Origin of the sequence: Gaetbulibacter sp. M235, from assembly GCF_043876835.1 — a bacterium.
Taxonomy (GTDB): Bacteria; Bacteroidota; Bacteroidia; order Flavobacteriales; family Flavobacteriaceae; genus Yeosuana.
Map to the genome: position 1 here is coordinate 82122 of NZ_JBAWJZ010000011.1, position 24448 is coordinate 106569.

The 24448-nt window shown below is 30.4% G+C and carries 23 protein-coding genes; 13 read left to right on the forward strand and 10 right to left on the reverse strand.

Annotated elements, in window-relative coordinates:
* Nucleotides 1–32: 32 nt before the first annotated feature.
* Nucleotides 33–1508, reverse strand: a complete 1476-nt coding sequence (locus V8G69_RS15250; RefSeq protein WP_394882967.1) for a helix-turn-helix domain-containing protein — start codon at nucleotides 1506–1508, stop codon at nucleotides 33–35.
* A gap of 125 nt (nucleotides 1509–1633) precedes the next feature.
* On the opposite strand from V8G69_RS15250, the gene aceB reads away from it, so the two are divergent.
* The 8 genes from aceB to ettA all read left to right on the forward strand — a co-directional run bounded on the left by aceB (nucleotide 1634) and on the right by ettA (nucleotide 8781).
* Nucleotides 1634–3232 (forward strand): malate synthase A, encoded by a 1599-nt coding sequence (gene aceB / locus V8G69_RS15255; RefSeq protein ID WP_394882968.1) that lies wholly within the window; start codon nucleotides 1634–1636, stop codon nucleotides 3230–3232.
* A 72-nt stretch (nucleotides 3233–3304) separates the two neighbouring features.
* Nucleotides 3305–4585 (forward strand): isocitrate lyase, encoded by a 1281-nt coding sequence (gene aceA / locus V8G69_RS15260; RefSeq protein ID WP_394882969.1) that lies wholly within the window; start codon nucleotides 3305–3307, stop codon nucleotides 4583–4585.
* A gap of 121 nt (nucleotides 4586–4706) precedes the next feature.
* Nucleotides 4707–5237: an NADPH-dependent FMN reductase gene (locus V8G69_RS15265; protein ID WP_394882970.1), complete on the forward strand. Its 531-nt coding sequence runs from the start codon at nucleotides 4707–4709 to the stop codon at nucleotides 5235–5237.
* Between the two features lie 2 nt (nucleotides 5238–5239).
* Nucleotides 5240–5524, forward strand: a complete 285-nt coding sequence (locus V8G69_RS15270; protein ID WP_394882972.1) for a GNAT family N-acetyltransferase — start codon at nucleotides 5240–5242, stop codon at nucleotides 5522–5524.
* A gap of 8 nt (nucleotides 5525–5532) precedes the next feature.
* Nucleotides 5533–5970 carry a MarR family winged helix-turn-helix transcriptional regulator gene (locus V8G69_RS15275; RefSeq protein ID WP_394882973.1) on the forward strand — a complete coding sequence of 146 codons (438 nt, stop codon included), beginning with the start codon at nucleotides 5533–5535 and terminating at the stop codon, nucleotides 5968–5970.
* A 24-nt stretch (nucleotides 5971–5994) separates the two neighbouring features.
* Nucleotides 5995–6717, forward strand: a complete 723-nt coding sequence (locus tag V8G69_RS15280; protein ID WP_394882974.1) for a pirin family protein — start codon at nucleotides 5995–5997, stop codon at nucleotides 6715–6717.
* A 190-nt stretch (nucleotides 6718–6907) separates the two neighbouring features.
* Entirely contained in the window at nucleotides 6908–7090 is a 183-nt protein-coding gene (locus tag V8G69_RS15285; RefSeq protein ID WP_394882975.1) for a CAL67264 family membrane protein, read from the forward strand.
* Nucleotides 7090–8781, forward strand: a complete 1692-nt coding sequence (gene ettA, locus V8G69_RS15290) for an energy-dependent translational throttle protein EttA (RefSeq protein WP_394882976.1) — start codon at nucleotides 7090–7092, stop codon at nucleotides 8779–8781. The genes V8G69_RS15285 and ettA overlap by 1 nt, the downstream gene beginning before the upstream one ends.
* A 61-nt stretch (nucleotides 8782–8842) precedes the next feature.
* Here the strand turns inward: ettA and V8G69_RS15295 are convergent, their stop codons facing one another.
* Nucleotides 8843–9019, reverse strand: coding sequence for a hypothetical protein (locus V8G69_RS15295; protein ID WP_394882978.1), 177 nt, complete (start codon nucleotides 9017–9019; stop codon nucleotides 8843–8845).
* A 12-nt stretch (nucleotides 9020–9031) separates the two neighbouring features.
* Entirely contained in the window at nucleotides 9032–9271 is a 240-nt protein-coding gene (locus tag V8G69_RS15300; RefSeq protein ID WP_394882980.1) for a hypothetical protein, read from the reverse strand.
* A gap of 166 nt (nucleotides 9272–9437) precedes the next feature.
* Here V8G69_RS15300 and V8G69_RS15305 point away from each other — a divergent pair, with 166 nt between their 5' ends.
* Nucleotides 9438–10025 carry an NUDIX domain-containing protein gene (locus V8G69_RS15305; protein WP_394882982.1) on the forward strand — a complete coding sequence of 196 codons (588 nt, stop codon included), beginning with the start codon at nucleotides 9438–9440 and terminating at the stop codon, nucleotides 10023–10025.
* On the opposite strand, the gene V8G69_RS15310 is transcribed toward V8G69_RS15305, so the two are convergent.
* Nucleotides 10014–10478: a GNAT family N-acetyltransferase gene (locus V8G69_RS15310; RefSeq protein ID WP_394882983.1), complete on the reverse strand. Its 465-nt coding sequence runs from the start codon at nucleotides 10476–10478 to the stop codon at nucleotides 10014–10016. The genes V8G69_RS15305 and V8G69_RS15310 overlap by 12 nt on opposite strands.
* Nucleotides 10468–11487 carry a formimidoylglutamase gene (locus V8G69_RS15315; RefSeq protein WP_394882984.1) on the reverse strand — a complete coding sequence of 340 codons (1020 nt, stop codon included), beginning with the start codon at nucleotides 11485–11487 and terminating at the stop codon, nucleotides 10468–10470. Before V8G69_RS15315 ends, V8G69_RS15310 begins: the two co-directional genes overlap by 11 nt.
* 116 nt (nucleotides 11488–11603) lie before the next feature.
* Here V8G69_RS15315 and V8G69_RS15320 point away from each other — a divergent pair, with 116 nt between their 5' ends.
* Entirely contained in the window at nucleotides 11604–12488 is an 885-nt protein-coding gene (locus V8G69_RS15320) for a chromosome partitioning protein ParA (protein WP_394882985.1), read from the forward strand.
* A gap of 61 nt (nucleotides 12489–12549) precedes the next feature.
* Here V8G69_RS15320 and hutI read toward each other — a convergent pair whose 3' ends face one another.
* On the reverse strand, nucleotides 12550–13791 hold the full coding sequence (hutI, locus tag V8G69_RS15325; protein WP_394882986.1) for an imidazolonepropionase: 1242 nt from the start codon (nucleotides 13789–13791) through the stop codon (nucleotides 12550–12552).
* Between the two features lie 204 nt (nucleotides 13792–13995).
* Here hutI and pta point away from each other — a divergent pair, with 204 nt between their 5' ends.
* The 3 genes from pta (at nucleotide 13996) to V8G69_RS15340 (ending at nucleotide 17949) form a co-directional block, all read left to right on the forward strand.
* Nucleotides 13996–16089 (forward strand): phosphate acetyltransferase, encoded by a 2094-nt coding sequence (gene pta / locus V8G69_RS15330; RefSeq protein ID WP_394882987.1) that lies wholly within the window; start codon nucleotides 13996–13998, stop codon nucleotides 16087–16089.
* 2 nt (nucleotides 16090–16091) lie between these two features.
* Nucleotides 16092–17285, forward strand: coding sequence for an acetate/propionate family kinase (locus V8G69_RS15335; protein WP_394882988.1), 1194 nt, complete (start codon nucleotides 16092–16094; stop codon nucleotides 17283–17285).
* Between the two features lie 85 nt (nucleotides 17286–17370).
* Nucleotides 17371–17949 (forward strand): Crp/Fnr family transcriptional regulator, encoded by a 579-nt coding sequence (locus tag V8G69_RS15340; RefSeq protein ID WP_394882989.1) that lies wholly within the window; start codon nucleotides 17371–17373, stop codon nucleotides 17947–17949.
* Between the two features lie 150 nt (nucleotides 17950–18099).
* On the opposite strand, the gene V8G69_RS15345 is transcribed toward V8G69_RS15340, so the two are convergent.
* The 4 genes from V8G69_RS15345 to V8G69_RS15360 all read right to left on the reverse strand — a co-directional run.
* Nucleotides 18100–20019 (reverse strand): OmpA family protein, encoded by a 1920-nt coding sequence (locus V8G69_RS15345; RefSeq protein ID WP_394882990.1) that lies wholly within the window; start codon nucleotides 20017–20019, stop codon nucleotides 18100–18102.
* 59 nt (nucleotides 20020–20078) lie between these two features.
* Nucleotides 20079–21995 (reverse strand): OmpA family protein, encoded by a 1917-nt coding sequence (locus V8G69_RS15350; RefSeq protein ID WP_394882991.1) that lies wholly within the window; start codon nucleotides 21993–21995, stop codon nucleotides 20079–20081.
* 11 nt (nucleotides 21996–22006) lie between these two features.
* Complete coding sequence (locus V8G69_RS15355) at nucleotides 22007–22933, reverse strand: type IX secretion system membrane protein PorP/SprF (RefSeq protein WP_394882992.1); 927 nt, start codon at nucleotides 22931–22933, stop codon at nucleotides 22007–22009.
* Nucleotides 22934–22944: 11 nt separating this feature from the next.
* Nucleotides 22945–24448, reverse strand: a 1504-nt coding sequence (locus tag V8G69_RS15360) for a gliding motility-associated C-terminal domain-containing protein (RefSeq protein WP_394882993.1), incomplete at its 5' end; no start/stop codon positions are given.

A 24448-nucleotide genomic window follows, 5' to 3' on the forward strand; every position in this document is an offset into this window, starting at 1 on the left:
TATAAGGGTACTAAAATACAAATTTGCTTTGGTTATTTTGAAAACTTTTGGTTAAGTTCAGAAACCACTTTCTCAATGACTTCGTTGGTTACTTGCTTTTCAATATTTATTGGTTCAGCAACTCTTTCAGCGCAATTTTTAATGCTGCAAGATTCGCATGTAACAGCAACATTGTTTGTAAGGATATTAGGATCATCTAAAAAATTAATTTTCCTTTTAGATTGTTTGTCAATTAAAATACCAATACTTATGCTTCTAAAATAATCATCTCTAAACGGGTCTTTTGTTGCAGATGACAGTACTGCGTAAGAAAAATTATCTAATGGATAATGTGATATTTGAAGGTCAAATACTGGAATATTTTTTTCAGTAATTTCATTCAATACTTTTAAAGAAACCCATCGTCTGCAATAATGTTCATTGGTTTCGTTAGCATGTGGAGAATGTTGGTGAGCTAAATGCAATTCTTTGTTTAAATGATATTTAAAACTGCCTTTTTTATGTGTAAACCGTAAAAAAAATAAGTTTGTAATATTAAATTCGCTTGGTAATACATTGGTTAAACGTTGAAAAAAGGTTTCGGGAGATGCATTGTATTTATTAAGAATTTTTGAAAACAAATCTTTATCAAATGATTTTTTATTAAATAAATCATTTATGTCTTTATTAATACTTTGTTGATTTACCAATAAAGCGCCAGCAAAATAAGATGCATAGAAATTGTTAAGTACCTGTTCAAAATTTTCAAACTTAATCCACGAAAACGTATATAACCTCTCTTTAAAATCCAAGTAATTATAGGCTATTTCTTTACCAAAAATAAAAGCCTTTTGAGCATCATCCATATGCTTTGCAAGTAAAAGAGTTTTAGTTTGAGGAATAAAAACAGATCTTAGATTATGTAATTCGTTATGCTTATCTAACTCTTTTTCGTCAATAATATATCCGTATTCCTCAATTAAAATCTCCTCTAGTTCTTTTGCTTCTATAGGTTTTGTGACATCTATGTGATAGGATTTAGTGAAATCCTGCACTTGTTTTTCAATGTTCTCGAAGTAGTTGTTATTGGCTTCTTGATATGATCTTAATGAAGCCAAATAGAAACTTTCCTTGCTAAAGTTATAATTTTGAGCAATTTTTATAATGGTACTTATAAAGGCATTTACTTTAGCAGGAGCTTCTGAAATGATATCGATAAGGTCGCTTTCCTGGATTCCAAAAAGGTTTAGCGGTATTTCTTTTAATATTTTCGATTTTAAAATTTCCCCAATAGGAGCTAAGTTTTTATCTAGCTTTAATGAAACTAATTGATCGTAAGGTGTATCCAAAGCTTCAGATAACAATACTATTTTATCTGTTTTAGGATATTTTTTTCCCTTTTCAATCTCGTTCAAATATGATTTTGATAAACCTGTCAGTTTAGATAAACCAAAGAGTGACAGATTTTTATCTGTTCTTATTTGCTTAAGTTTTAAGCCTAAAATAAGTTTAATATATTCTTCTTCCATAATTATAAAACAAATATACAATTATTTGCGGATATTATAAAAAAAACGAAATAATAAAAAATAGCGAACGTTCGCTTGTTTTTTTAAAAAGTTTGTTTTATTATTGCTTAGAAAATTTAATAGTCATGGAAGAAAAATTATTAACTCAAACAAATGTTAAGTTTGCCAAGGAAGCAAAACATCATTATCCTGAAATTCTAACTAAGGATGCGCTTGAATTTTTGTCTGCTCTTCATATTCGTTTTAACAGTAAAAGATTGCGGTTATTACAAAGAAGAAAAATGCAACAAAAAGAATTTGATAGAGGTAAGTTGCCTGAATTCCCAAGAGAAACAAGAAATATCAGGGAAAGTGAATGGAAAGCTGCTGCCATACCAAATGATTTATTAGACAGAAGAGTTGAAATAACTGGACCTGTCGATCGTAAAATGGTGATAAATGCACTTAATTCTGGAGCCAAGACATTTATGGCTGATTTTGAAGATAGTAATTCTCCAACATGGAGCAATACTATTGAAGGTCAATTTAACTTAATTGATGCTAATAAACGTACTATCTCTTATTTCGATTTAAAAAAGGAGAAGTCTTATAAATTGAATAAGGATTTGGCAGTGTTAATTGTGCGTCCAAGAGGATTGCATCTAAACGAACGCCATTTACTTATTAATGATGAAGAAATTTCTGGAAGTTTATTAGATTTTGGACTTTATGTATTTCATAACACAAAAATCTTATTATCAAATAATACAGCACCATATTTCTACTTACCAAAATTAGAACATTATCTGGAAGCCGAATGGTGGAATGATGTCTTTAATTTCGCCGAAGAATATTTGGGTGTTTCAAAAGGCACATTTAAAGCAACAGTATTGATTGAGACTATTACAGCAAGCTTTCAGTTAGATGAAATTATTTATAAGCTTAAAGAGCATATTGTAGGTCTAAATTGTGGGCGATGGGATTATATTTTTTCATACATCAAAAAATTCAGAAATCGTAAAGAATATATGGTTCCAAACAGGGATCAGGTGACCATGGAAACACCTTTTATGGCTGCGTATTCAAAATTGGTTATACAAAGATGCCATAAGCGAGGTATTCATGCCATGGGTGGAATGGCTGCTCAAATTCTAATTAGCAACGATACAGAAGCCAATGAGATAGCTTTGCAAAAAGTGAGAATTGACAAAGAACGAGAAGTTAAAAATGGCCATGATGGCACTTGGGTTGCACATCCAGGTTTAGTAAAAGTAGCAATGGATATTTTTGATAAACATATGCCGACTCCAAATCAAATATTTGTTGATAGAAGTGATGTTGTGGTAACTGAATCCGATTTGATTGAAATTCCTACCGGTACAATTACAGAATCAGGAATTCGTAAAAATATAAATGTTGGAATACTTTATTTAGAAGCTTGGTTAAGAGGGAATGGAGCTGTTGCATTGTATAATTTAATGGAAGATGCAGCTACAGCAGAAATATCGAGAACACAGGTTTGTCAATGGTTGAAAAATGAAGTCATTTTAGAAGATGGTAGAAAATTTACTTTAAAATTCTTCAATAAAATATTTAATGAAGAGACACAAAAAATTATAGATTTTGTTGGGAATGAAAAAATGAATGAAACAAGATTTGAGTTGGCTTTTAAATTATTTGAAAGTTTAATTCTAGCAGATCCTTTCATTGAATTTTTAACAATACCAGCATACAAATACGTATAAAAAAAATCCCGTATCAATGCGCTAACATTATAAAATACGGGACAATAAATAAATTTATTAATACTCAAAATTATGGAAAAAAAAGATCAAATTCAAGCTTTAGTAACTGATTGGCTAACAAACAATCGCTGGAAAAACATTGTAAGACCTTACACTGCTGAAGAAGTAGTTAAACTTAGAGGCTCATATACTATAGAGCATTCTATTGCTAGATTAGGAGCAGAAAAACTTTGGAAAAAATTAAATTCTCAAGATTTTGTTGCTGGACTTGGGGCTCTTACTGGCAATCAAGCTGTCCAAGAAGTTGAAGCAGGTTTAGAGTCAATTTATCTTAGCGGTTGGCAAGTTGCTGCAGATGCAAATTTATCAGGTCATATGTATCCAGATCAATCTTTGTATCCTGTCAATAGTGTTCCGCAAGTTGTAAAGCGTATTAATAATGCTTTGTTACGTGCAGATCAAATTCAAACAGTTAATGGGACTAATGACAAAAAAGATTATTTAGTACCTATAATAGCTGATGCAGAAGCAGGATTTGGTGGTAACCTAAATGTGTTTGAATTGATGAAATCGATGATTGAAAGTGGAGCTTCAGCAGTACATTTTGAGGATCAATTGAGTTCCGCAAAAAAATGCGGGCATTTAGGAGGCAAAGTGTTAGTGCCTACTCAAGAAGCTATAAATAAATTAATTGCAGCACGTTTAGCGGCAGATGTTTTGAATGTACCGACACTGATTATTGCCAGAACCGATGCGGATGCTGCAAATTTATTAACTAGTGATATAGATGAAAGAGATAAAAAATTTATTAAAAGTGAAACAAGAACATCGGAAGGTTTTTTTCATGTTAGAAATGGTATAGAACAAGGTATTGACAGAGGATTGAGTTATGCGCCTTATTCAGATTTATTATGGCTGGAAACTTCAAACCCTGATTTAGCTCAAGCTAAACAGTTTTCTGATGCAATTCATGCTAAATTCCCAGGAAAATTATTAGCTTATAATTGTTCTCCTTCATTTAATTGGGCTGCTAAATTAAGTGTAAAGGAAATGGAAACTTTTAGAGAGGATTTAGCAAAAATGGGATATAAATATCAATTTATCACTTTAGCTGGTTTTCATGCCTTAAATACAAGTATGTTTGAACTTTCTAAAGCATACAGAGAAAGGGGAATGGCTGGTTATTCTGAATTGCAAGAAAGAGAATTTAAACTTCAAGAACATGGTTTTAAAGCTGTTAAGCACCAAAGTTTTGTTGGCACTTCTTATTTCGATGAAATTCAAAATATTGTCACAGCCGGAACAACCAGTACTGCTGCCATGAAAAATAGTACGGAAATTGCACAGTTTTAATTTTTAATGAAACATAAAACCCAAGAGATTGGGTTTTATTATTAATTTAAATATTACATGGAAATATATTCCTTGGAAAATAAAAAATATTGTTGTACATTTGTACTCTAATAATTAAAGAATGAAAAAAATTATAGCCTTTGCAGGTTCAAATAGTAAACAGTCAATCAATAAAGAATTAGTAAAATATGCTTCAAGTTTATTGAAAAATATAAATGTTGAAATATTAGATTTAAATGATTTTGAATTACCAATATATGGGTTAGATTATGAAAAGGACTATGGTATTCCAGAAAATGCACATAAATTTTTAGAACGTATAAAATTATCTGATGGTATTATTCTTTCATTAGCTGAACATAATGGAGCATATACAACGGCATTCAAAAATTTATTTGATTGGATGACTAGAATAGAAGGTAAAACTTTTTTTAATAAACCAATGTTGTTAATGGGAACATCTCCAGGAGGTAGAGGTGGAGCATCAGTATTAGAAATTGCACAGAAAAGGTTTCCTTATCATGATGCAAATATCGTTGAAGTATTTTCATTACCTTTTTTCGGGAATAATTTTGCTGACGGAAAAATTGTCGATGAAGACTTTAATGTTCAATTAAAAAATTCTATTCAACAATTTCAAAATAACTTATGAAAATGGAAATTAAACAAGAAGAAAACGGACATAAAGGCAAATTTTTTGTTATGCTTAATGACAATCAAGAAGCAGTAATGACCTATGTTTATGCTGGAAAAAACATAATTATTGAGCATACAGAAGTTCATGAAGTTTTTAAAGGGCAAGGTGTTGGATACAAACTTGTTGAAGCTGCCGTTGACTTTGTTAGAGAAAAAGATATAAAAATAAAACCTCTTTGTCCATTTGCATTCGCCGTTTTTAAAAAGAAAGGTGAACAATATGCCGATGTATTATTTAAATAATTAATAAAATGGGAGATCTATCAAAAGACATTAATTCAACATTTGCTAATAATAGAATTAAAGCATTGTTAAACATATTATACACAGCCAGTTGGATTTCTAGTAGTCAAAATGAATTTTTTAAGCCCTATGGTATTTCACCACAGCAATACAATATTTTAAGGATATTAAATGGAGCTAATGAACCACTAAATGTTCAAATTATAAAGGACAGAATGATTGAGCGTTCACCTAATGCCACTAGGTTAATGGATAAATTATGTGCAAAAAAATATATTGATCGTTTACCATGTGATCATGACAGGCGTGTGGTAAAAATATCCATAACCACACAAGGGAAAGGCCTTTTAAAATCGATACCAAATAATTTAAATAAAGAATTATTAAAAAATTTAAACGAACAAGAAGCAGAACAGTTAAGTAATTTGCTTGATAAAATGAGATAATTAAATTAAAGAAAGGAATAAAAAATGAAAACAATAACCCATAAAGCCGATAGTAGAGGATTTGCTAATCATGGATGGTTGCAAGCTAACCATTCATTTAGTTTTGCAGGTTTTTACAATCCAGATAAAGTACATTTCGGAGCATTACGTGTATTAAATGATGATATAGTTGCACCAAAAATGGGATTTGGAACGCATCCACACGATAATATGGAAATTATTACAATACTTCTTAAAGGTGTTTTAAAACATAAAGACAACATGGGTGATGAATGGATTCCTGTATTACCTGGTGAAGTACAAGTAATGAGTGCTGGAACTGGTGTGCAACATTCAGAAATTAATGGTTCAAATGAAGAGCACTTAAGTCTGTTTCAAATTTGGGTATTTCCAGATGAACAAAATGTTAAACCGCGTTACGATCAAAAAAAGTTTGATGTAAATGAAAGAAAAAACAAACTTCAAACCTTAGTAACATCTTTTAAAGATGCTCATGAAGAAAGTTTGAAAATTCATCAAAATGCTGTAATTTCAAGAATTGACTTAGATAGAACTAGTGAGTTTGAATATAAACTTAAAAGTAAAAATCATGGTGTATATATAATGAACATTAATGGTAAAGTATTGATTGATAATCAGGTATTGGAAAGCCGTGATGCCATTGGTGTTTCAGAAACCGATACTTTTAAAATTAGTGTAGAGGAAGATTCTAGTTTATTGTTCATTGAAGTGCCAATGATTTTTTGACAATATTTTAAATACCTTATAAAAAGCATCCTAAACAAGGATGCTTTTTTATTTAAAAATACGATATTTGTCTTTCAATTTGCGCAAAGGATTGTAGCGTTATCTTTTTAATTTACTTAAAAATTAAAAGATTTAGTGAAAAGCCTGACCATGCTCTAAGCATGGATGCGCCCTAAAGAAATGATTAATTATGGCAATGAATAAAAATACAGTATTGGCTTGGGCCACAACAATTATGATTATAGTAGGATTAATTTTAATCGCACTGGGAGCTTTTAGATATGATGATGTTGCAGGATGGGGTTTTGCTGCCGTAGGTATAGGTTTTTTTGCAATAGCTTGGGTTTTTAATGCTTTAAAAGGTAGAGTATAATGAGTGACGATAAGAAAGTTATCTTTTCAATGTCTGGGTTAACCAAGACATTTCAAGGTGCTAATACACCAGTTTTAAAAAATATTTACTTAAGTTTTTTTTATGGTGCTAAAATTGGAATTTTAGGATTAAATGGCTCTGGTAAATCTACTTTACTTAAAATAATAGCAGGAGTAGAAAAGAATTTTCAAGGAGATGTAACGTTTCTTCAAGATTATTCGGTTGGCTATTTAGAACAAGAGCCAAAGCTAGATGAAAGTAAAACAGTTATTGAAATTGTTAGAGAAGGAGCCGCAGAAACAGTTGCCATTCTTGATGAATACAACAAAATAAACGATATGTTTGGTTTAGAGGAAGTATATTCTGATCCTGATAAAATGGATAAGCTAATGAACCGACAAGCTGAACTTCAAGATAAAATTGATGCATCAAATGCTTGGGAACTTGACACCAAACTCGAAATCGCGATGGATGCTCTTAGAACGCCAGATGGCGATAAAAAAATAAGCATATTATCTGGAGGAGAACGAAGACGAGTAGCTTTATGTAGATTGCTTTTACAAGAACCTGATGTACTATTATTAGACGAGCCAACAAACCACCTAGATGCAGAATCTGTACATTGGTTAGAAAATCATTTGGCACAATATAAAGGTACAGTAATTGCTGTAACCCACGATAGATACTTTTTAGATAATGTTGCAGGTTGGATTTTAGAGTTAGATAGAGGAGAAGGTATCCCTTGGAAAGGAAACTATTCATCTTGGTTAGATCAAAAATCTAAACGTTTAGCTCAAGAAAGCAAAACAGCATCTAAGCGTCAAAAAACATTGGAGCGTGAGTTAGAATGGGTTAGACAAGGAGCAAAAGGTAGGCAGACCAAGCAAAAAGCACGTTTAAATAATTATGATAAGTTATTGAGTCAAGACCAAAAACAACTTGATGAAAAACTTGAAATTTATATCCCTAATGGACCTCGATTAGGAACTAATGTTATAGAAGCTATTGGCGTAAGTAAAGGTTTTGAAGATAAGCTATTATATGAAAATTTAAACTTTAAATTACCACAAGCAGGTATTGTTGGAGTTATTGGTCCAAATGGTGCTGGTAAAACGACTATTTTCAGAATGATTATGGGAGAGGAAACCCCAGATAAAGGAGAATTTATAGTTGGAGAAACAGCAAAAATCGCATATGTAGATCAGGCTCACTCAAATATTGATCCAGAAAAGACTATTTGGCAAAACTTTAGTGATGAGCAAGAACTTGTTTTAATGGGTGGAAGGGAAGTTAATTCCAGAGCTTATTTAAGTAGATTTAATTTTTCTGGTGGTGAGCAGAATAAGAAAGTTAAATTGTTATCAGGTGGAGAACGTAATAGGTTACATTTGGCTATGACACTTAAAGAAGAAGGTAACGTACTACTTTTAGATGAGCCTACTAACGACCTTGATGTAAATACTTTACGTGCATTAGAAGAAGGTTTAGAAAACTTTGCTGGATGTGCAGTTGTAATTAGTCACGATAGATGGTTTTTGGATAGAATTTGTACTCACATTTTGGCTTTTGAAGGAGATTCGCAAGTGTATTTCTTTGAAGGAAGTTTTAGTGAATATGAAGAAAATAAAAAGAAACGTCTTGGGGGTGATTTAATGCCGAAAAGAATTAAGTATAAAAAGTTAGTACGGTAATAACGAACTTATTAAAACATAAAAGCCTGCAAATGCAGGCCTTTATGTTTTAATGTCTTTATTATTCATAAATACTTCCAGAACCTAATTTGTAATTATCCAGTTCCAGATTCATTATAAAATCTTTATTGATGTTAAATCTTTGAATTTCTTTTTCATATTGTCTCGCTAAAACAATTCTACGGTACAATAATTCAATAAAAAATGTCGCAATAAAAGTTAACACTAATGTTGTCATATTTATCAATTTTTAATTACCTCCGTACATATGACCTTCGGTAAAATCTTTATAATCTTCCTCTTTTTTGGCTAATTCTTCACTTATCCTATCAAGACGTTCATTTTCTTTTTTAAGTTTATATGATTTCCTTATTCCTAAAAGCAATAGTATTAAAAAAAAACCCACAACAATTATTAAAACTGTTACAATGTCACTTTGTTCAATAACTGTAAATGTTGATAAAATATGTGGAGTATTATTAGTTATCATTTTAATGATGATTGGTTTTAATAGTATTTCAAATATAATATTTTTTATTTACTAAATGATTAAATAATATATTTATAGATATTATCTTACTTTGCAAAAATTTAAAATGCTTGCTTAAATTTTCATTGAAATGGCTTAATAACTTTGCAGAAAAACCTAAATGATTATGAACGGAATTAAAGTTAAAAATCTTAAAACACAACTGCTTTCTAAACAGTATTACACATTAAACATGTTAACTTTTGATTATATGATGAGTAATGGAGAATGGGTAACACAAATTAGGGAATGTTATGATAGAGGAGATGGTGCAGGAATACTTTTATATAATACGAAAAAGCAAACAGTAATTTTAACTAGGCAGTTTAGAATGCCAACATACATGAATGATAATGCTAGTGGCATGCTGATTGAAATTTGCGCAGGTATGCTTGGTAAAGATAATCCTGAGACTTGCATAATAAGAGAAACTGAAGAAGAAGTAGGGTATAGGTTAAAAAGTGTGAAAAAAATTTATGAAGCTTATTCTTCGCCAGGAGTTATGACAGAAAAAATGCATTTTTTTATTGGTGAATATACAGATAACATGAAAGTAAATGCAGGTGGAGGTTTAGAAAGCGAGCATGAAGATATTGAAGTTTTGGAAATACCATTTAAAGAAGCTATTGAAATGTTAAATACAGGAGAAATTGAAGATACCAGAACAATTGTCTTGTTGCAATATGCACAAATACATAAGCTGTTAGAGTATTAATTTCATTTTAATATCACAACGTTTATATGGACAATTCTCTTCAACAGCTACTTCTGTAAACCCAAATTTTCTATAAATATAAATGGCATTTGCAAGCTTTCTATTTGAGTAAAGTATAAGAGAATTTAATTTATTATTTTTAGAAAAATCAATACAATGTTGCATGAGTTTCTGTCCGATTTTTAAACCCCTGTTTTTTGGTGAAACAGCCATTTTTGTAAGCTCAAAAACGGATGCGTTTTGAGTTGGCATTAAAGCAACTGTACCAATGATTTCATCATCTACTTCAGCAAAGAAAATATACCCGCCTTTGTCTATAATATATTTTAAGGGATTGCTAAGAACCTCTTTGTCATAAGGTTCTACATAAAAGAAGGTTTTAAGCCATTCGACATTAAGATTATAAAAATGTTCTGAATATTCTGGTTTGAAATTTAAAATATTAATTAGCATTTGCTTTTATAAAATCTGTAATTAAATAAGTGACTAGTTTACCAATTTGTTTTTCGTTTTCTGGTGTTGCAATAGCTTCACATATATGTAAATAACAAGCATTCCCATGTTTTCCAAAAAAGTCAACAAATGCTCTTGTCTTATTAACATTAAATCCACTTGGAGTCATGGCGCTACTAGAGATATTTTCAATAGCATCACAATCTATCTCTATTCCAAAAGGTTTTGTAGAAACATGATCTAAAGCTCTGTTCAATTCGTCTTTAAATTTTAACTCCTTTCTTATTTCAACGGCTTCAAATGTATTGTACTCAACAGATTTTATTTTTTTAAATGATTTAAATATACTGTCTGAAGTATAATTTTCATGCACACCAAAAACAAAGTAATTTTTAAGAAAACCTTCAGCATACGCATAAGAAAATCCATTGCCACTATGGCGCCCTTCTTCAGGTCTAAAATCAGTATGAGCATCAAAATTTACTGCATTTATTCTAGTTCCAAAAGCTAACGAACTTCCTTTAATATTTCCATAGGCATTATTATGTCCGCCCCCTATTATTATTGGCTTTTTTCCAGCTGAAACTATTTGCTCGATGATATGAGTTACATAAGTGTCTATTTTTTTTACGATTTTCCTCGCTTTTAAAATATCTTTTTTGTTGGATTGATCAAGTGTTGAAACCTTCAACATTTCAGGGGTAAAATCAAGATGTCCTAATATTAAAACCTTATCGGCTTTAGTAAATTCATTATTTTGAATATTTATTAAAAATTTTATTACAGCATTCCAAGTATTATAAGTACCTGATAATCCGTAATTTGCAAATACACCTACATCTTCAGGCAAACCAATAATAACATATGTGACATCCAAATTTTCAAGTTGTTCGTATATGTTAGAAATGGAAGCTACCATGGCAACATGTTCTCCAAATTTGGATTCTCCAGTGCGCTTGTTTAGTAATTTATTTAGTTCAGAATTATTAAATAAAACTAGTTTATCCATCGAGTGATTAAATTTTTTGAATAATTAAAAGTACATTTTTATTTATTCACAACATTAAAAAAAACAAGTATAATATTAAGAATTAAACTCTAAAAACAAATTAAAAACAAGTAATTATGGAAAAAAGTAATAATGGAATGGGATTAAAGATTGCATTAGGAATTGCATTAGTCCTTTTTTTAGGAACAGCATTTTATTCACTAAACCTTTACAAAAAAAGTAATGAGGATAAAAAAGAATTGACAGAGCAAAAACAATTAGTAATGAACGATTTAAACGCTATGGCAAAACAATATGATGATGCCATAAGTGAAAATACTGTTGCTAATAAAAATTTGATTGAAGCGAGAGAGCGTATTCAAGGTTTAATTGATTCTTTAAAAATTTCTGAAACAAATGTTAAAAGTTTATGGAGATACAAACAAAAATATGCTGCGCTTCAACAAGAAATGGATTTATTGTTAGCTGAAAATGACTCATTAAAAGTTCAAAATTCTTACTTAGCAACTTCTTTAGATAGTACAAGAGTGCGTTTAGAGGAAAGAACCATGTTTACAGATTCTTTATTAATACAAAACAATGCTTTGGCTGAAGTTATGGAAAACGCTGCTGTATTATCTGCAGTTGGTTTAAAAGGATTTGGTGTTATTGAAAGAACTTCAGGTAAATTAATTCCAACTGAAAGAGCAAGTCGTACTGATAAAATTAGAGTTTGTTTTACTGTTGCAAAAAACAAATTAGTGCAAAATGGTGATCAAGAATTATACGTTCAAGTAATTGACCCTAAAAACAATACATTAGGGGCTAATGAGCAAGTTACCTTTGGTGATAAAACTTTAAACTATAGTATGATTAGTAAGTTTAATTATGAAAGTACAAGTCTTAATATATGTGAATTTGTCGCTTCAAAAGGTTCTAGTGATTTTGAAAGTGGACGTTATATAATCAACGTTTTTAATGAAAAAGATTTAGTAGCTACTTCTGAGTTTACTCTTAAGTAATAGAAACAAATAAAATAAAAAAGCCCGAAAAATTTCTTTCGGGCTTTTTTATATTTAGAAATTAATAATTTATTAGTTTACCATTAATTATCACTTTATCTATATGATTATCTCCAAACGCATAAGGTAAATAATAGTAGCTTGGAATTTCTTTAGTTATAATTAAATTAGCTTTTTTCCCAATAGTAATACTACCATAATCATCAGATATTCCCATGGCATATGCGCCATTTATGGTAGCAGCATTTATAGCTTCTTCAGGAGTTACTTTCATTTTTATACATGCTGTGCTTAACACAAAATTCATATTTCCACTTGGTGTTGAACCTGGATTATAGTCTGTAGCCAAAGCAAAAGGTAAACCAGCATCAATAAGTTTTCTAGCCGGAGTATAAGGAATACTTAAAAAATATGAACACGATGGCAAAGCAACTGGCATGCTAGAACTATTTTTTAAAGCAGTTATATCTTCATCATTAAGTACTTCCAAATGATCAACTGAAAGAGCATTATATTTTACTCCTAATGCTATACCACCAAAGGCATTAAATTGATTGACGTGTATTTTTGGTGTTAATCCATATTTATTACCGGCTTCAAGAATTTGTTCTGTATCTTCAATAGAAAAATATCCTTTTTCACAAAATACATCAATAAAATCAGCTAATTTTTCAGATGAAATTTTTGGTAACATGTCATTGATAATTAAATCAATATAACCTTGTTTGTTGTTTTTAAATTCTAGAGGAACAGCGTGAGCGCCAAGAAACGTAGATTTAATGGCAATAGGGAAGTCTTTTTTAATCCTTTTTATAACACGAAGCATTTTTAATTCAGATGCTACACTCAATCCATAACCAGATTTTATTTCTAATGCACCGGTTCCAAGTTTAATAACTTCTTTTATTCTTTTAGCAGATTGTTCGTAAAGATCATCTTCACTTGTGTTTTGTAATGTTTTTGCCGAATTTATAATACCACCACCACGATTTGCTATTTCTTCATAAGTTAAACCATTTATCCTATCTACAAATTCTAATTCTCTATTTCCGGCATAAACTATATGAGTATGTGAGTCGCACCAAGTTGGTAAAATTATTTTTCCAGTTGCATCAATGGTTTCATCAACGTTCATGTTTTTTAACTCACTCATACTTCCAAAGTCTGCAATTATATCATCTTTTATTAAAAGAAATGCATTTTTAATTGAAGGAAGTATACTCATTTCTTTTCCAGAAACTTTTAATATTTTAGAATTTCTAACTTGGAGTAATTCTTTTATGTTTATAATAAGTAAAGTCATAAAGTAAAAATAAGAGTAAATTATTAGAAAAGGCCTATTTTTTAATTGAAAAAAAATCATAAAACATGATATAAATCATTTTAAAATTAAAGAATTCAATTTCAAAAATAAGTATCAAAAAAACCTTTAAAACCCTTGCTTTTATTGGGTTTAAAATTTATTTACATTAATTTTTTGAAGTACATTTGCATAAAATTTAAATACATGAATAAGGCAATTTATATAGCAACTAGTGAGCCTAATAGTGGGAAGTCTATAGTTGCTTTAGGGTTAATGAGAATGCTGTTAGGAAAAACTGCTAAAGTTGGATATTTCAGACCAATTATTGATGGAGATTCTGGACATAAAAAAGATAATCATTTAAATACTATTCTTAAACATTTTGACTTAGACATTGATTATAAAGAAGGATTTGCTTTTACTAGAACTGATTTCATAAATAAAAGAAATGCAGGGAAAGAAGGTGAAATATTTGATACCATTATTGAAAAATATAAAGCTCTTGAAGATAAAAATGATTTTATGCTGGTTGAAGGAACTGATTTTTCAGGAGAAGGAACAGCAATAGAATTGGATGCTAATATATTAATTGCTAAAAACTTAGGAATCCCTGCAATTATAGTGTCAAGTGGTGTTGGTAAAACTTTAGATGAATTTATAAACGGTTTGCATATTACATATGACTCTTTTACTGAAAAGGAAGTTAAAGTTTTGGCAGTAATTGCAAATAAGGTTCAAGAGGAAAATTTACAAATTGTAATTGATGGTATTGAACAAAATCTTCCAAAAGATGTTATTGTAAATGCTATTCCATTAATTCCAGCTTTAAAAAATCCTACTATTAAAGAAATTGCTAAGGCCATTGATGCCAAAATCCTTTTTGGAGGAGACTTTATAAATAATCAAACAAGTAGTTTTAAAGTAGGAGCAATGCAGTTGCGTAATTACTTAACTCAATTAGAGCAAGACTGCTTAATTATTACTCCTGGTGATAGGGCAGATATCATTTTGGGTGCATTACAGGCAAATATTTCAAGTAATTACCCATCTATTTCAGGAATTGTATTAACAGGTGGTTTAATACCAGAAGAACCCATTGTGAAACTGATTGATGGTCTACAACAAATTGTACCCATTCTTTCTGTAAAATTTGGAACTTTTGAAGTTGCAAATAAAATTGGAGCTGTACGTTCGCATATGTATGCAGATAATAAAGATAAGATTATAATTTCATTAAACACTTTTGATAAATATTGCAATGTTGATAAGCTTACTGATAAACTTATCACGTTTAAAAATAATGGTATTACTCCAAGAATGTTTCAATATAATCTATTAAAACGAGCTAAAACATCAAGAAAACATATTGTGTTACCAGAAGGCAGTGATGATAGAGTTATTGCTGCGGCAGCAAGGTTAGTTTTAATGGATATAGTTGATTTAACTATACTAGGAAGCAAAGAAAAGATAACAGAAGATCTAGTTAGATTAGGTTTAAAGTTAGATTTAAATAAAGTAAATATTATCAATCCATTAGATTCTGAATATTCCAAGGATTTTGCTAATACCCTTTATGAATTAAGAAAAGATAAAGGTGTTACTATAGATATTGCAGAAGATTTAATGAATGATGTATCATATTTTGGCACTATGATGGTTTATAAAGGATTGGCTGACGGTATGGTATCTGGTGCTGCACATACAACTCAACACACAATAAAACCAGCATTGCAATTTGTAAAAATGAAACCGTCTGTATCAGTAGTTTCATCGGTATTTTTTATGTGTTTAGAAGATCGAGTATCAGTTTTTGGAGATTGTGCTATTAATCCAAATCCTAATGCAGAACAGTTAGCCGAAATAGCAATTTCTTCTGCAGAATCAAGTTTGGCGTTTGGTATAGAACCGAGAATAGCTATGTTATCTTATTCATCCGGTTCTTCAGGAAAAGGAGAAGAAGTTGATAAAGTGAGAAAAGCTACAGAAATAGTAAAACAAAAAAGACCGGATTTAAAAATTGAAGGACCAATTCAATATGATGCGGCGGTAGATATTGGTGTTGGAAAAAGCAAAATGCCAAATTCAGAAGTTGCTGGTCAAGCTACTGTTTTAATTTTCCCCGATTTAAATACAGGAAATAATACTTATAAAGCAGTGCAAAGAGAAACAGGAGCGTTAGCCATTGGACCAATGCTGCAAGGATTAAACAAACCAGTTAACGATTTAAGTAGAGGTTGCACAGTGGATGATATTTTTAATACTGTAATTATTACAGCCATTCAAGCACAAGGAATTTAATTATGAATATATTAGTTATAAACTCAGGAAGCTCTTCAATTAAGTATCAATTAATTCAAATGCCAGAGGAAACTGTTGCTGCTAGCGGTTTGGTAGAACGTATAGGGTTAGATGGAGCATTAATTAGTTATAAATCAGGAGATTTTAAAATGACTAAAGAATCAGATATTCCCGATCATGAAACAGGATTATTGAAAATAACGTCATTTTTATTGGATAAAGAATTTGGAGTTATAAGTAATAAAGATAGTATTCATGTTGTAGGACATAGAGTTGTTCATGGAGGAAAATCATTTTCTGAAACCGTAGAAGTAACTTCAGAAGTCAAAGATAAAATAAGAAGTTTAATGCCATTGGCACCTTTACATAACCCACACAACTTAAAAGGGATTGAAGTGGCAGAAAAAGTATTCCCAAAAGCAAAACAAGTTGCAGTATTTGACACAGCTTTTTTCCAAACAATGCCACAAAAAGCCTATCAATACGCAATTCCAAAGGAATTTTTAGAAGAGCATGATATAAGAGCCTATGGATTTCATGGGACAAGTCATAAATATGTTTCTGAAAAATCCATTGAATTTTTAAAAGAGAGAAATTTTCCATATTCAAAAATTATAACAATCCATCTTGGAAATGGTTGTAGTATTACTGCAGTAAAAGATGGAAAAGCCATTGATCACTCTCTAGGTTTAGGGCCAGCTAATGGGCTTATTATGGGTACACGTGCTGGAGATATTGATCAATCTGTAATTTTTTATTTAATAGATAAGTTAGGGTATTCAGTTCAAGAAGTCAATGATATTTTACTTAAAAAGAGCGGTATGCTTGGACTTACTGGTTATAGCGATATGCGTGATATTGAAGCAAAATCTGCTGAAGGAGATGAATATTGCAGATTAGCTTTGTATATGAACGCGTATAGAATTAAAAAGTATATAGGTTCATATATTGCGGCAATGAACGGTATTGATGCAATTGTTTTTACAGCTGGAATAGGAGAGAATAGTAGTGTTATTCGTAAAATAGTATGTGAAGACATGGAATTTTTAGGATTGCACTTGGATCACAGAAAAAATGATGTTAGAGGAAATATTATAAGAGCTATTAATGTCCCTGAGTCAACTGTTAAAATATTGGTTACACCAACAAATGAAGAACTTGAAATTGCAAATCAATCTTATCTATTGATAAGTTAAAATTTAAGTCATTAATTTTTAATTGTTATAAATTTGATGTAAATTTAGACATCCTTCGTAATTGCTAAAATTTATATAAGAATAGTTGAATCCAAATTTTGCATATATAAATTCGTTTATAAATGTATCACATGAATCTTTTGAAAAACTTCAAAAGATTTCCTCATTTAAAATAATTGAAGCAAATAAACCAATTGCTAAAGCAGGCGATAAAACATCAAAAATTTATATGCTTGTTTCTGGTTTAATGCGTGTATTTTTAAGTAGTGAATGTGGAAAAGAATTTAACAAGAATTTTTTTATGCCACAGAGCTTTGTAGGCTCTTTTACTTCTTTAATTAAAAATGAGCCATCAAAATTGACCTATGAAACATTAACTGAGTGTAAAGTTTATGAAATTGATTTTAATAAATTAGTTAATCTTTGTAAGCAAGATATTGCTATAAGTAATTTGTATAATAAGATTGTTGAACATATTTTTATTAAATATGAAGAGCGTCAGCTAGAATTGATATCAATGGATTCTAAACAACGTTATTTAGAACTTAGAAAGCGAATTCCAGATATTGATGCATTAATTCCTCAATACCATATTGCCTCATATTTAAGTGTTACGCCAGTGCAATTAAGCCGTATAAGAAAAAAATTAAACTTAAACCATTAACATATGTTAATGAAAACTTATTTTTTTTATGATACATTTATAATCTATTCTTTATAAATTTACGAGAATCGTTAACTAACCAACCAGCCTAAAAAAAAACAGGTAATTAAATTACCTGTTTTTTCATATAAATTATTAAGCTTAACTTTTCTATTCCATTTTTATAATAATAAACTCTGTACGTCTATTTAATTGATGGTCTTTTTCATCACAGTTAATACTTCCATCACAACCATTAATTAATCTACTTTCTCCAAATCCTTCATATTTAGTAATTCTAGAGACATCTATTCCCTTTGAAATTATATAGTCGTAAGTAGATTTTGCTCTAGATTGAGATAGCCAGTCATTAAATGCTGCAGTTCCTCTAGAATCTGTATGAGATTCTAATCTAACCATCATATTAGGATAGTCATTTTGCATCATATTAACTATTTTATCTAATTCAATTGAAGCATCTTGTCTAATATTATATTTTTCAAAATCAAAATAAATAGTATTCAATTCAGCTAAAACTTTAACATCTTGAACAGGTTTTAATGATAAATTTACTTCTATACTAGTTGTAGTTTTATCAATTTTTCTTGATGTAAATACTTTTGAATCATCAACATATTTAACCTGACTACTAACTATTTTATATTCTGCATCTCTATCAATATTTATCTCATAATAACCGTTTTTGTCTGTTTGCATGTAAGCTATTTGGTTATTGTTACTATCAAATAAAGTAATAATTGCATTTTCGATAGGTTTGTTGTTTATGGCATCAGTAACAATTCCTTCAACTTTAAGCGGTAAAATTCTATTATAGGCATAAATATCATCACTACCTACACCACCTTCTCTGTTTGAGGCAAAGTAACCTTTAGTACCATCAGAACTCATAAAAAATGAAAAATCATCTTTACTAGAGTTAACTGGGACTCCAAGATTTATAATATCAATAATATCATTATTTTTATTAGTAGAAGTTGCAAAAATATCTAATAATCCTAATCCTTGATGTCCATTTGAAGAAAAGAAAAGTATGTCTTCATTGTTTACAAAAGGGAAAACTTCATTCTTACTTGTATTTACAATATTTCCTAAATTTTGTGGTATACCAAATGAGCCATCACTTTTAATCTCTACATAATAAATGTCTGATCCACCAAATCCTCCTGGCATATCGGAAGCAAAAAATAATTTAGTGTTATCACTATTTAATGATGGATGGCCTGTTGAATATTCATTACTATTAAAAGAAAGTTCTTCTACATTAGTCCATTTATCTTCTTTTAAGGTAGCCTTATAAATTTTTAAATTACTTATTCCAGCTTTGTCTTTAGCCAATCCATTTCTATCATAATTATTTCTAGAAAAATACATGGTTTTTCCATCATTACTTATAGTTAATGGTCCATCATGATATACAGAGTTTACTTCACCTTTAAGTTTAGATTTGTTATCAACTACATCATTGGTATTACCTTTTTCCTTTACATAGATATCTAAAAAAGGTTCTTTATTCCAACCATAAATATGTTTTGAAGAAACACCTTCATCTCTTGATGATGTGAAATAAGTATTTCCATCGTGGTCATAGGCACCAAAGTCACTATATTTTGAATTGAATTTTACTTCTTCTAAAAAATATTGTTTTTTTGCATTAAAGATTGATGTTATAAAATCTGCATCTTTTGAAATTTTACTGTCGTCAATATTTCCTCCAGCATCTTTATATTTTTTTAACCAAATTCTAGAACCTTCGTAATCTTTTATACCTCTTAATGCTTGTGCATATTTATAATAATATTCAATTGGCACATTATCTTGTTCAGTTGCTTTTTTATAATAAACTACAGCACTATCTGGATTTCTCATATAGGCGTAACAATCGGCAAGCTGTCTTACAGCATAATCTGCATTAAAATTTTTATCAATTAAGTTTTTATAAACTTCAGATGCATTTACAAAAGAAAACTTATTAAATAGATTGTCTGCTTTTTTTTGCTGCCCGTATTGTGCAAACACAGTAACGTTTATTAGCAAAACGAAATAAATTAATATGTGTTTTATTGAATTCATATTCATTAGTTTAAATTAAATCTACTAAAGCCTATTAAAAAGTTCACTTAACTTAATGGTTATTCCATTTTAACAACAATAAATTGTGTACGTCTGTTTAATTGATGGGCTTGCTCTTCACATTTCTCGCCATCTTCACAACCATTAGTTAATCTACGCTCTCCAAATCCTTCATGCTCTGTAATTCTAGAAGGATCTATTCCTTTAGAAATTAAATATTCATAAGTAGAATTGGCTCTATCAATAGACAGTTTATCATTATAAGACAATGTTCCTCTGGAATCTGTATGCGACTCAATTCTTATCACCATATCAGGGTAAACATTTTGCATTAAATCTACAATTTTATCAAGTTCTAAAGCGGCATCTTTTCTTATATAATGCTCATCAAAATCAAAATAAATTGTGTTCAATTCTGCAAGTTTAATAACATCTTGAACAGGATTTAACAGTAAATTCGCTGTTATAGTAGTAAGCTCTGTTTTTATGTTTTTTGATGTAAATGTTCTGTAATCATCAATATATTTTTCTTGACTTCCAACAATTTTGTAATCCTGGTTTCTATCAATATTTATTTGATAATAACCATTTTCATCAGTTACTAAATAAGCAATTTGATTGTCTTTATCATCAAACAATGTAATGATTGAGTTTGCTATAGGTTTGGTATTTATAGCATCACTTACAACACCTTCAACCTTTAATGGTGGTATTCTGTGATAGGCATATATATCGTCATCACCTTTACCGCCAGCTCTATTAGATGCAAAATAACCTGTTAATCCGTTTTGATTCATCGTAAATGAAAAATCATCTTTATTTGAATTAATAGGAACTCCTAAATTTATTACATCTATAAATTCACCATTTTGACCTTGAATAGTGCCAAAAATATCTTGCAAACCTAATCCGGCATGGCCATCGGATGAGAAGAATAAAGTGCCTTCATTATTTATAAAAGGAAACCCTTCAGAGTCTTTTGTATTTACAACATTTCCAACATTTGTTGGTACACCTAAAGTACCATCAGGATTGATATCCACTACATAAATATCTGAACGACCAAATCCATCAGGCATGTCAGATGAAAAGTATAATTTGGAATCGTCTTTGTTTAAAGCAGGATGTTGTACAGAATATTCTTTATTATTAATTGGTAAATCTTCAATATCTGTCCACAAACTGTCTCTTAAGGTAGCTCTATAAATTTTCATATTGCTAATTCCTCTTTTATCTTTAGATAGACCATTTTCATCAATATTATTTCTACTGAAATACATGGTGTGGCCATCTTTTGTAATTGTAACAGGTCCGTCATGATAAATAGAATTAACATCTCCTTTAAGTTTATCTGTATGGTCAGCTATTTTTTTTGCCCCGACTTCAGCTACATAAACATCTAAAAAAGGTTGTTCATTCCAACCATAAAGTCGTTTTATAGAAACACCTTCATCTCTTGAAGAAGCAAAATAAATTTTACCATTCTGTTCAAATGCACCAAAATCACTAAATTTTGTATTTATATTGATTTTATCTAAAAAATACTGCTGTTTTGCATTAAATACATTTGATATAAAGTTAGCATCCTTATCAAAATCATTCGCATTTACAACACCACCAGAATCTTTAAACCTTTCAAGCCAAATTCTAGACTCTTTGTAGTCTTTAATTCCTCTTAAAGATTGAGCATAGCTATAATAATATTCAATAGGAACGTTTTTTTGTTCAACTACTTGTTTGTAATATTTTGAGGCATTTTTAGGATCTCTTAAATAGGCATAACAATCAGCTAAACGTCTAGTAGCGTAATCTTTATTATAATTATTATCTATAAGTTCTCTATAAACATCTGCCGCTTTGACAAAAGAAAATTTATTAAATAAAGTATCAGCTTTTTTTTGCTTACCATATTGTGGAAATACAGATAAACTCACCATTAACAGCAAACAAACTAATATGTAATTTTTTAATTTCATAATAATTTAAATTAGAAGTATCTAGGTGATTTTAGTTTAGAGCTTAAGAATTTGAATTCATAAATTAATAGAATTTCATGGGTTCCTGTGGTATAACTAGCAATGTCTGAAATAGGTTTTTCATAAGCATAACCTATGCGTAATTGTCTTGAGATCTGAAAATCAACAATACCACCAATAGCAGCTGTTTGCTGGTTAATTCTATAAGAACCGCCTAACCATAATTTTTCATTAAACAGGAAGTTGGCAGTTAAATCGTATGAAAGAGGAGCACCATTGGTTGCTTTAACCAAAAAGGCTGGTTTTAACTTTATGGCATTACTAAGATCAAATACATAGCCTCCTGTAAAATAATAACTTATACGCTCTAATGCTTTAAATTCTTTATCCTTATCACGATTAGTATTCAATATCCTTGGTGCTGATAAACCTAAATACCATGCATTTGAGTGCCAAAAGACACCAGCACCAATATTTGGTGTCCAACGGTCTTCAACACCATAAATTAGAGGGTCATTTATATTACTATCATCCAAACGGAAATCTGTATCAAAGCTAAATCCTGTTAAACCAGCTTTTAAACCAAATGCTAGTCTAGAATCTGTACCTGTTGGAATAGTATATGAAAAGTCTCCATATAGATATGAAAAATTTTGAGGGCCTAAATCGTCTTGTATAAATGACAACCCTAAACCTATTCTATCATTCCTGAGAGGTGTGTGAATAGAAAGGGTTTGTGTAATTGGGCCTCCTTTAAAGCCAACCCACTGGCTTCTGTGCAAACCAACAATGCTTAAAGCTTCTCTACTACCTGCGTATGCAGGGTTTATAGAGATTGTGTTGTACATGTATTGTGTGAATTGTGGTAACTGTTGTGCAATTCCCACACTACAACTAAACAACGCAAAAGCAACTATATAATGTTTAATAAGTTTCATAGGTTAAAGTTTTATTTGGTTCCGATATATACAGGGCCAGTAAGAGGTTCTAAACCTTGACTCACTGTTCCATCACTGTTTTTAATAATTACTATGTAATAATAAGTTCCGTTAGGTACTTTACTGGCACTGCCTATAGCTCCATTGCCAGTATTTCCATTCCAGTTGCTCTGATAATCATTAGATTCATATACTAATGCTCCCCAACGGTTAAATATTTTGACATCATATTTGAATCCACATAACACATCTAGACCAATTTCAAAATACTCATTCCACTGATCACCATTTGGTGTTATTGCTTTTGAAATTTTAACATCTTCACTGCCACAAGGTAATACAGTACAATCTGCATTTATGTTCATGGTTAAATTTGTAACACTAATACATCCATTTTCAGTAGCTGTGTACTTAAACAGATAATCAATTCCTCCATCTTTAGGAAGAAAATCTGGACTTATCTCTAAACCTGTTGGATTAAATATACTTCCTTCTAGAGTTGCAGTAGTGTCACCTTCAACCATTTCCCAGGTGCCATTAGAGTTTGTAGATTGTAAATAGTTATTTAAATCTACAACACCATCATCAAAACATCTGTCTTCTGCAGATATTGTTGTAACTATTTCATCTAAACTTACATTTAGGGTTTGAATAAATTTACTTTCATTATTACAAGAATCTGTTATAGTCCATGTTCTTAAAATTTGATAATCTGTAAGTGAATTTTCATCAAAAGTATTTACTTCATCAAAAACCACATTTACTTCTGAAGAGCAATTATCACTAAATGTAGGATTTGGAACGTCTGGAATATCAGAACAACTTACGTTTAATTCTGTATCCAAATTACTTGATAGTTCAGGAGCTGTTGTATCTGCTACAGTAATGGTTTGGGATACAGAGCTTTTATTGTCACAATTATCGGTAAATTTCCAAGTACGAATTATAATAACATTACATGGGTTTGAATCATCAATTTCATCAACACCAGCTACTGTGATATCACCAGCACAGTTGTCAACTGCTGTTAGGTTTCCTGCTATTGGTACATCATCTATACATTGATAAGCCATATCCTCAGGAGCACTTGGTGCTACTGGAGCTTTAGTATCTTGAACGGTTATAACTTGAGTATGTGATATCATTGAACCACAACTATCAGTAGCTGTCCATGTTCTTTTTAATTCATAAGAAGAAGGACAATTTCCGTCTGTTCTATTTTCATTATAAATAACAGTTACATTTCCACAACTTGTTGATGCTGTAAGTATTTCTGCCTCGGGCACATTATCACATTCTACAGATGTATCAGCAGGTAGATTTTGTTGGTCAAAAGCAACAGGAGTAGGAGCATTTACAGTAAAGGTAGCTGTATCCTGGCCATTCTCACAAAGGTCAGTGACATTATAAACGATATTCACAGAACCACCACACAATAAAGGTGCACTGTATTGTTCGGCAAATTGCCCATCAGGGGCACAACCACCAGATACGGTAAAGTTGTTCAACCAAGCA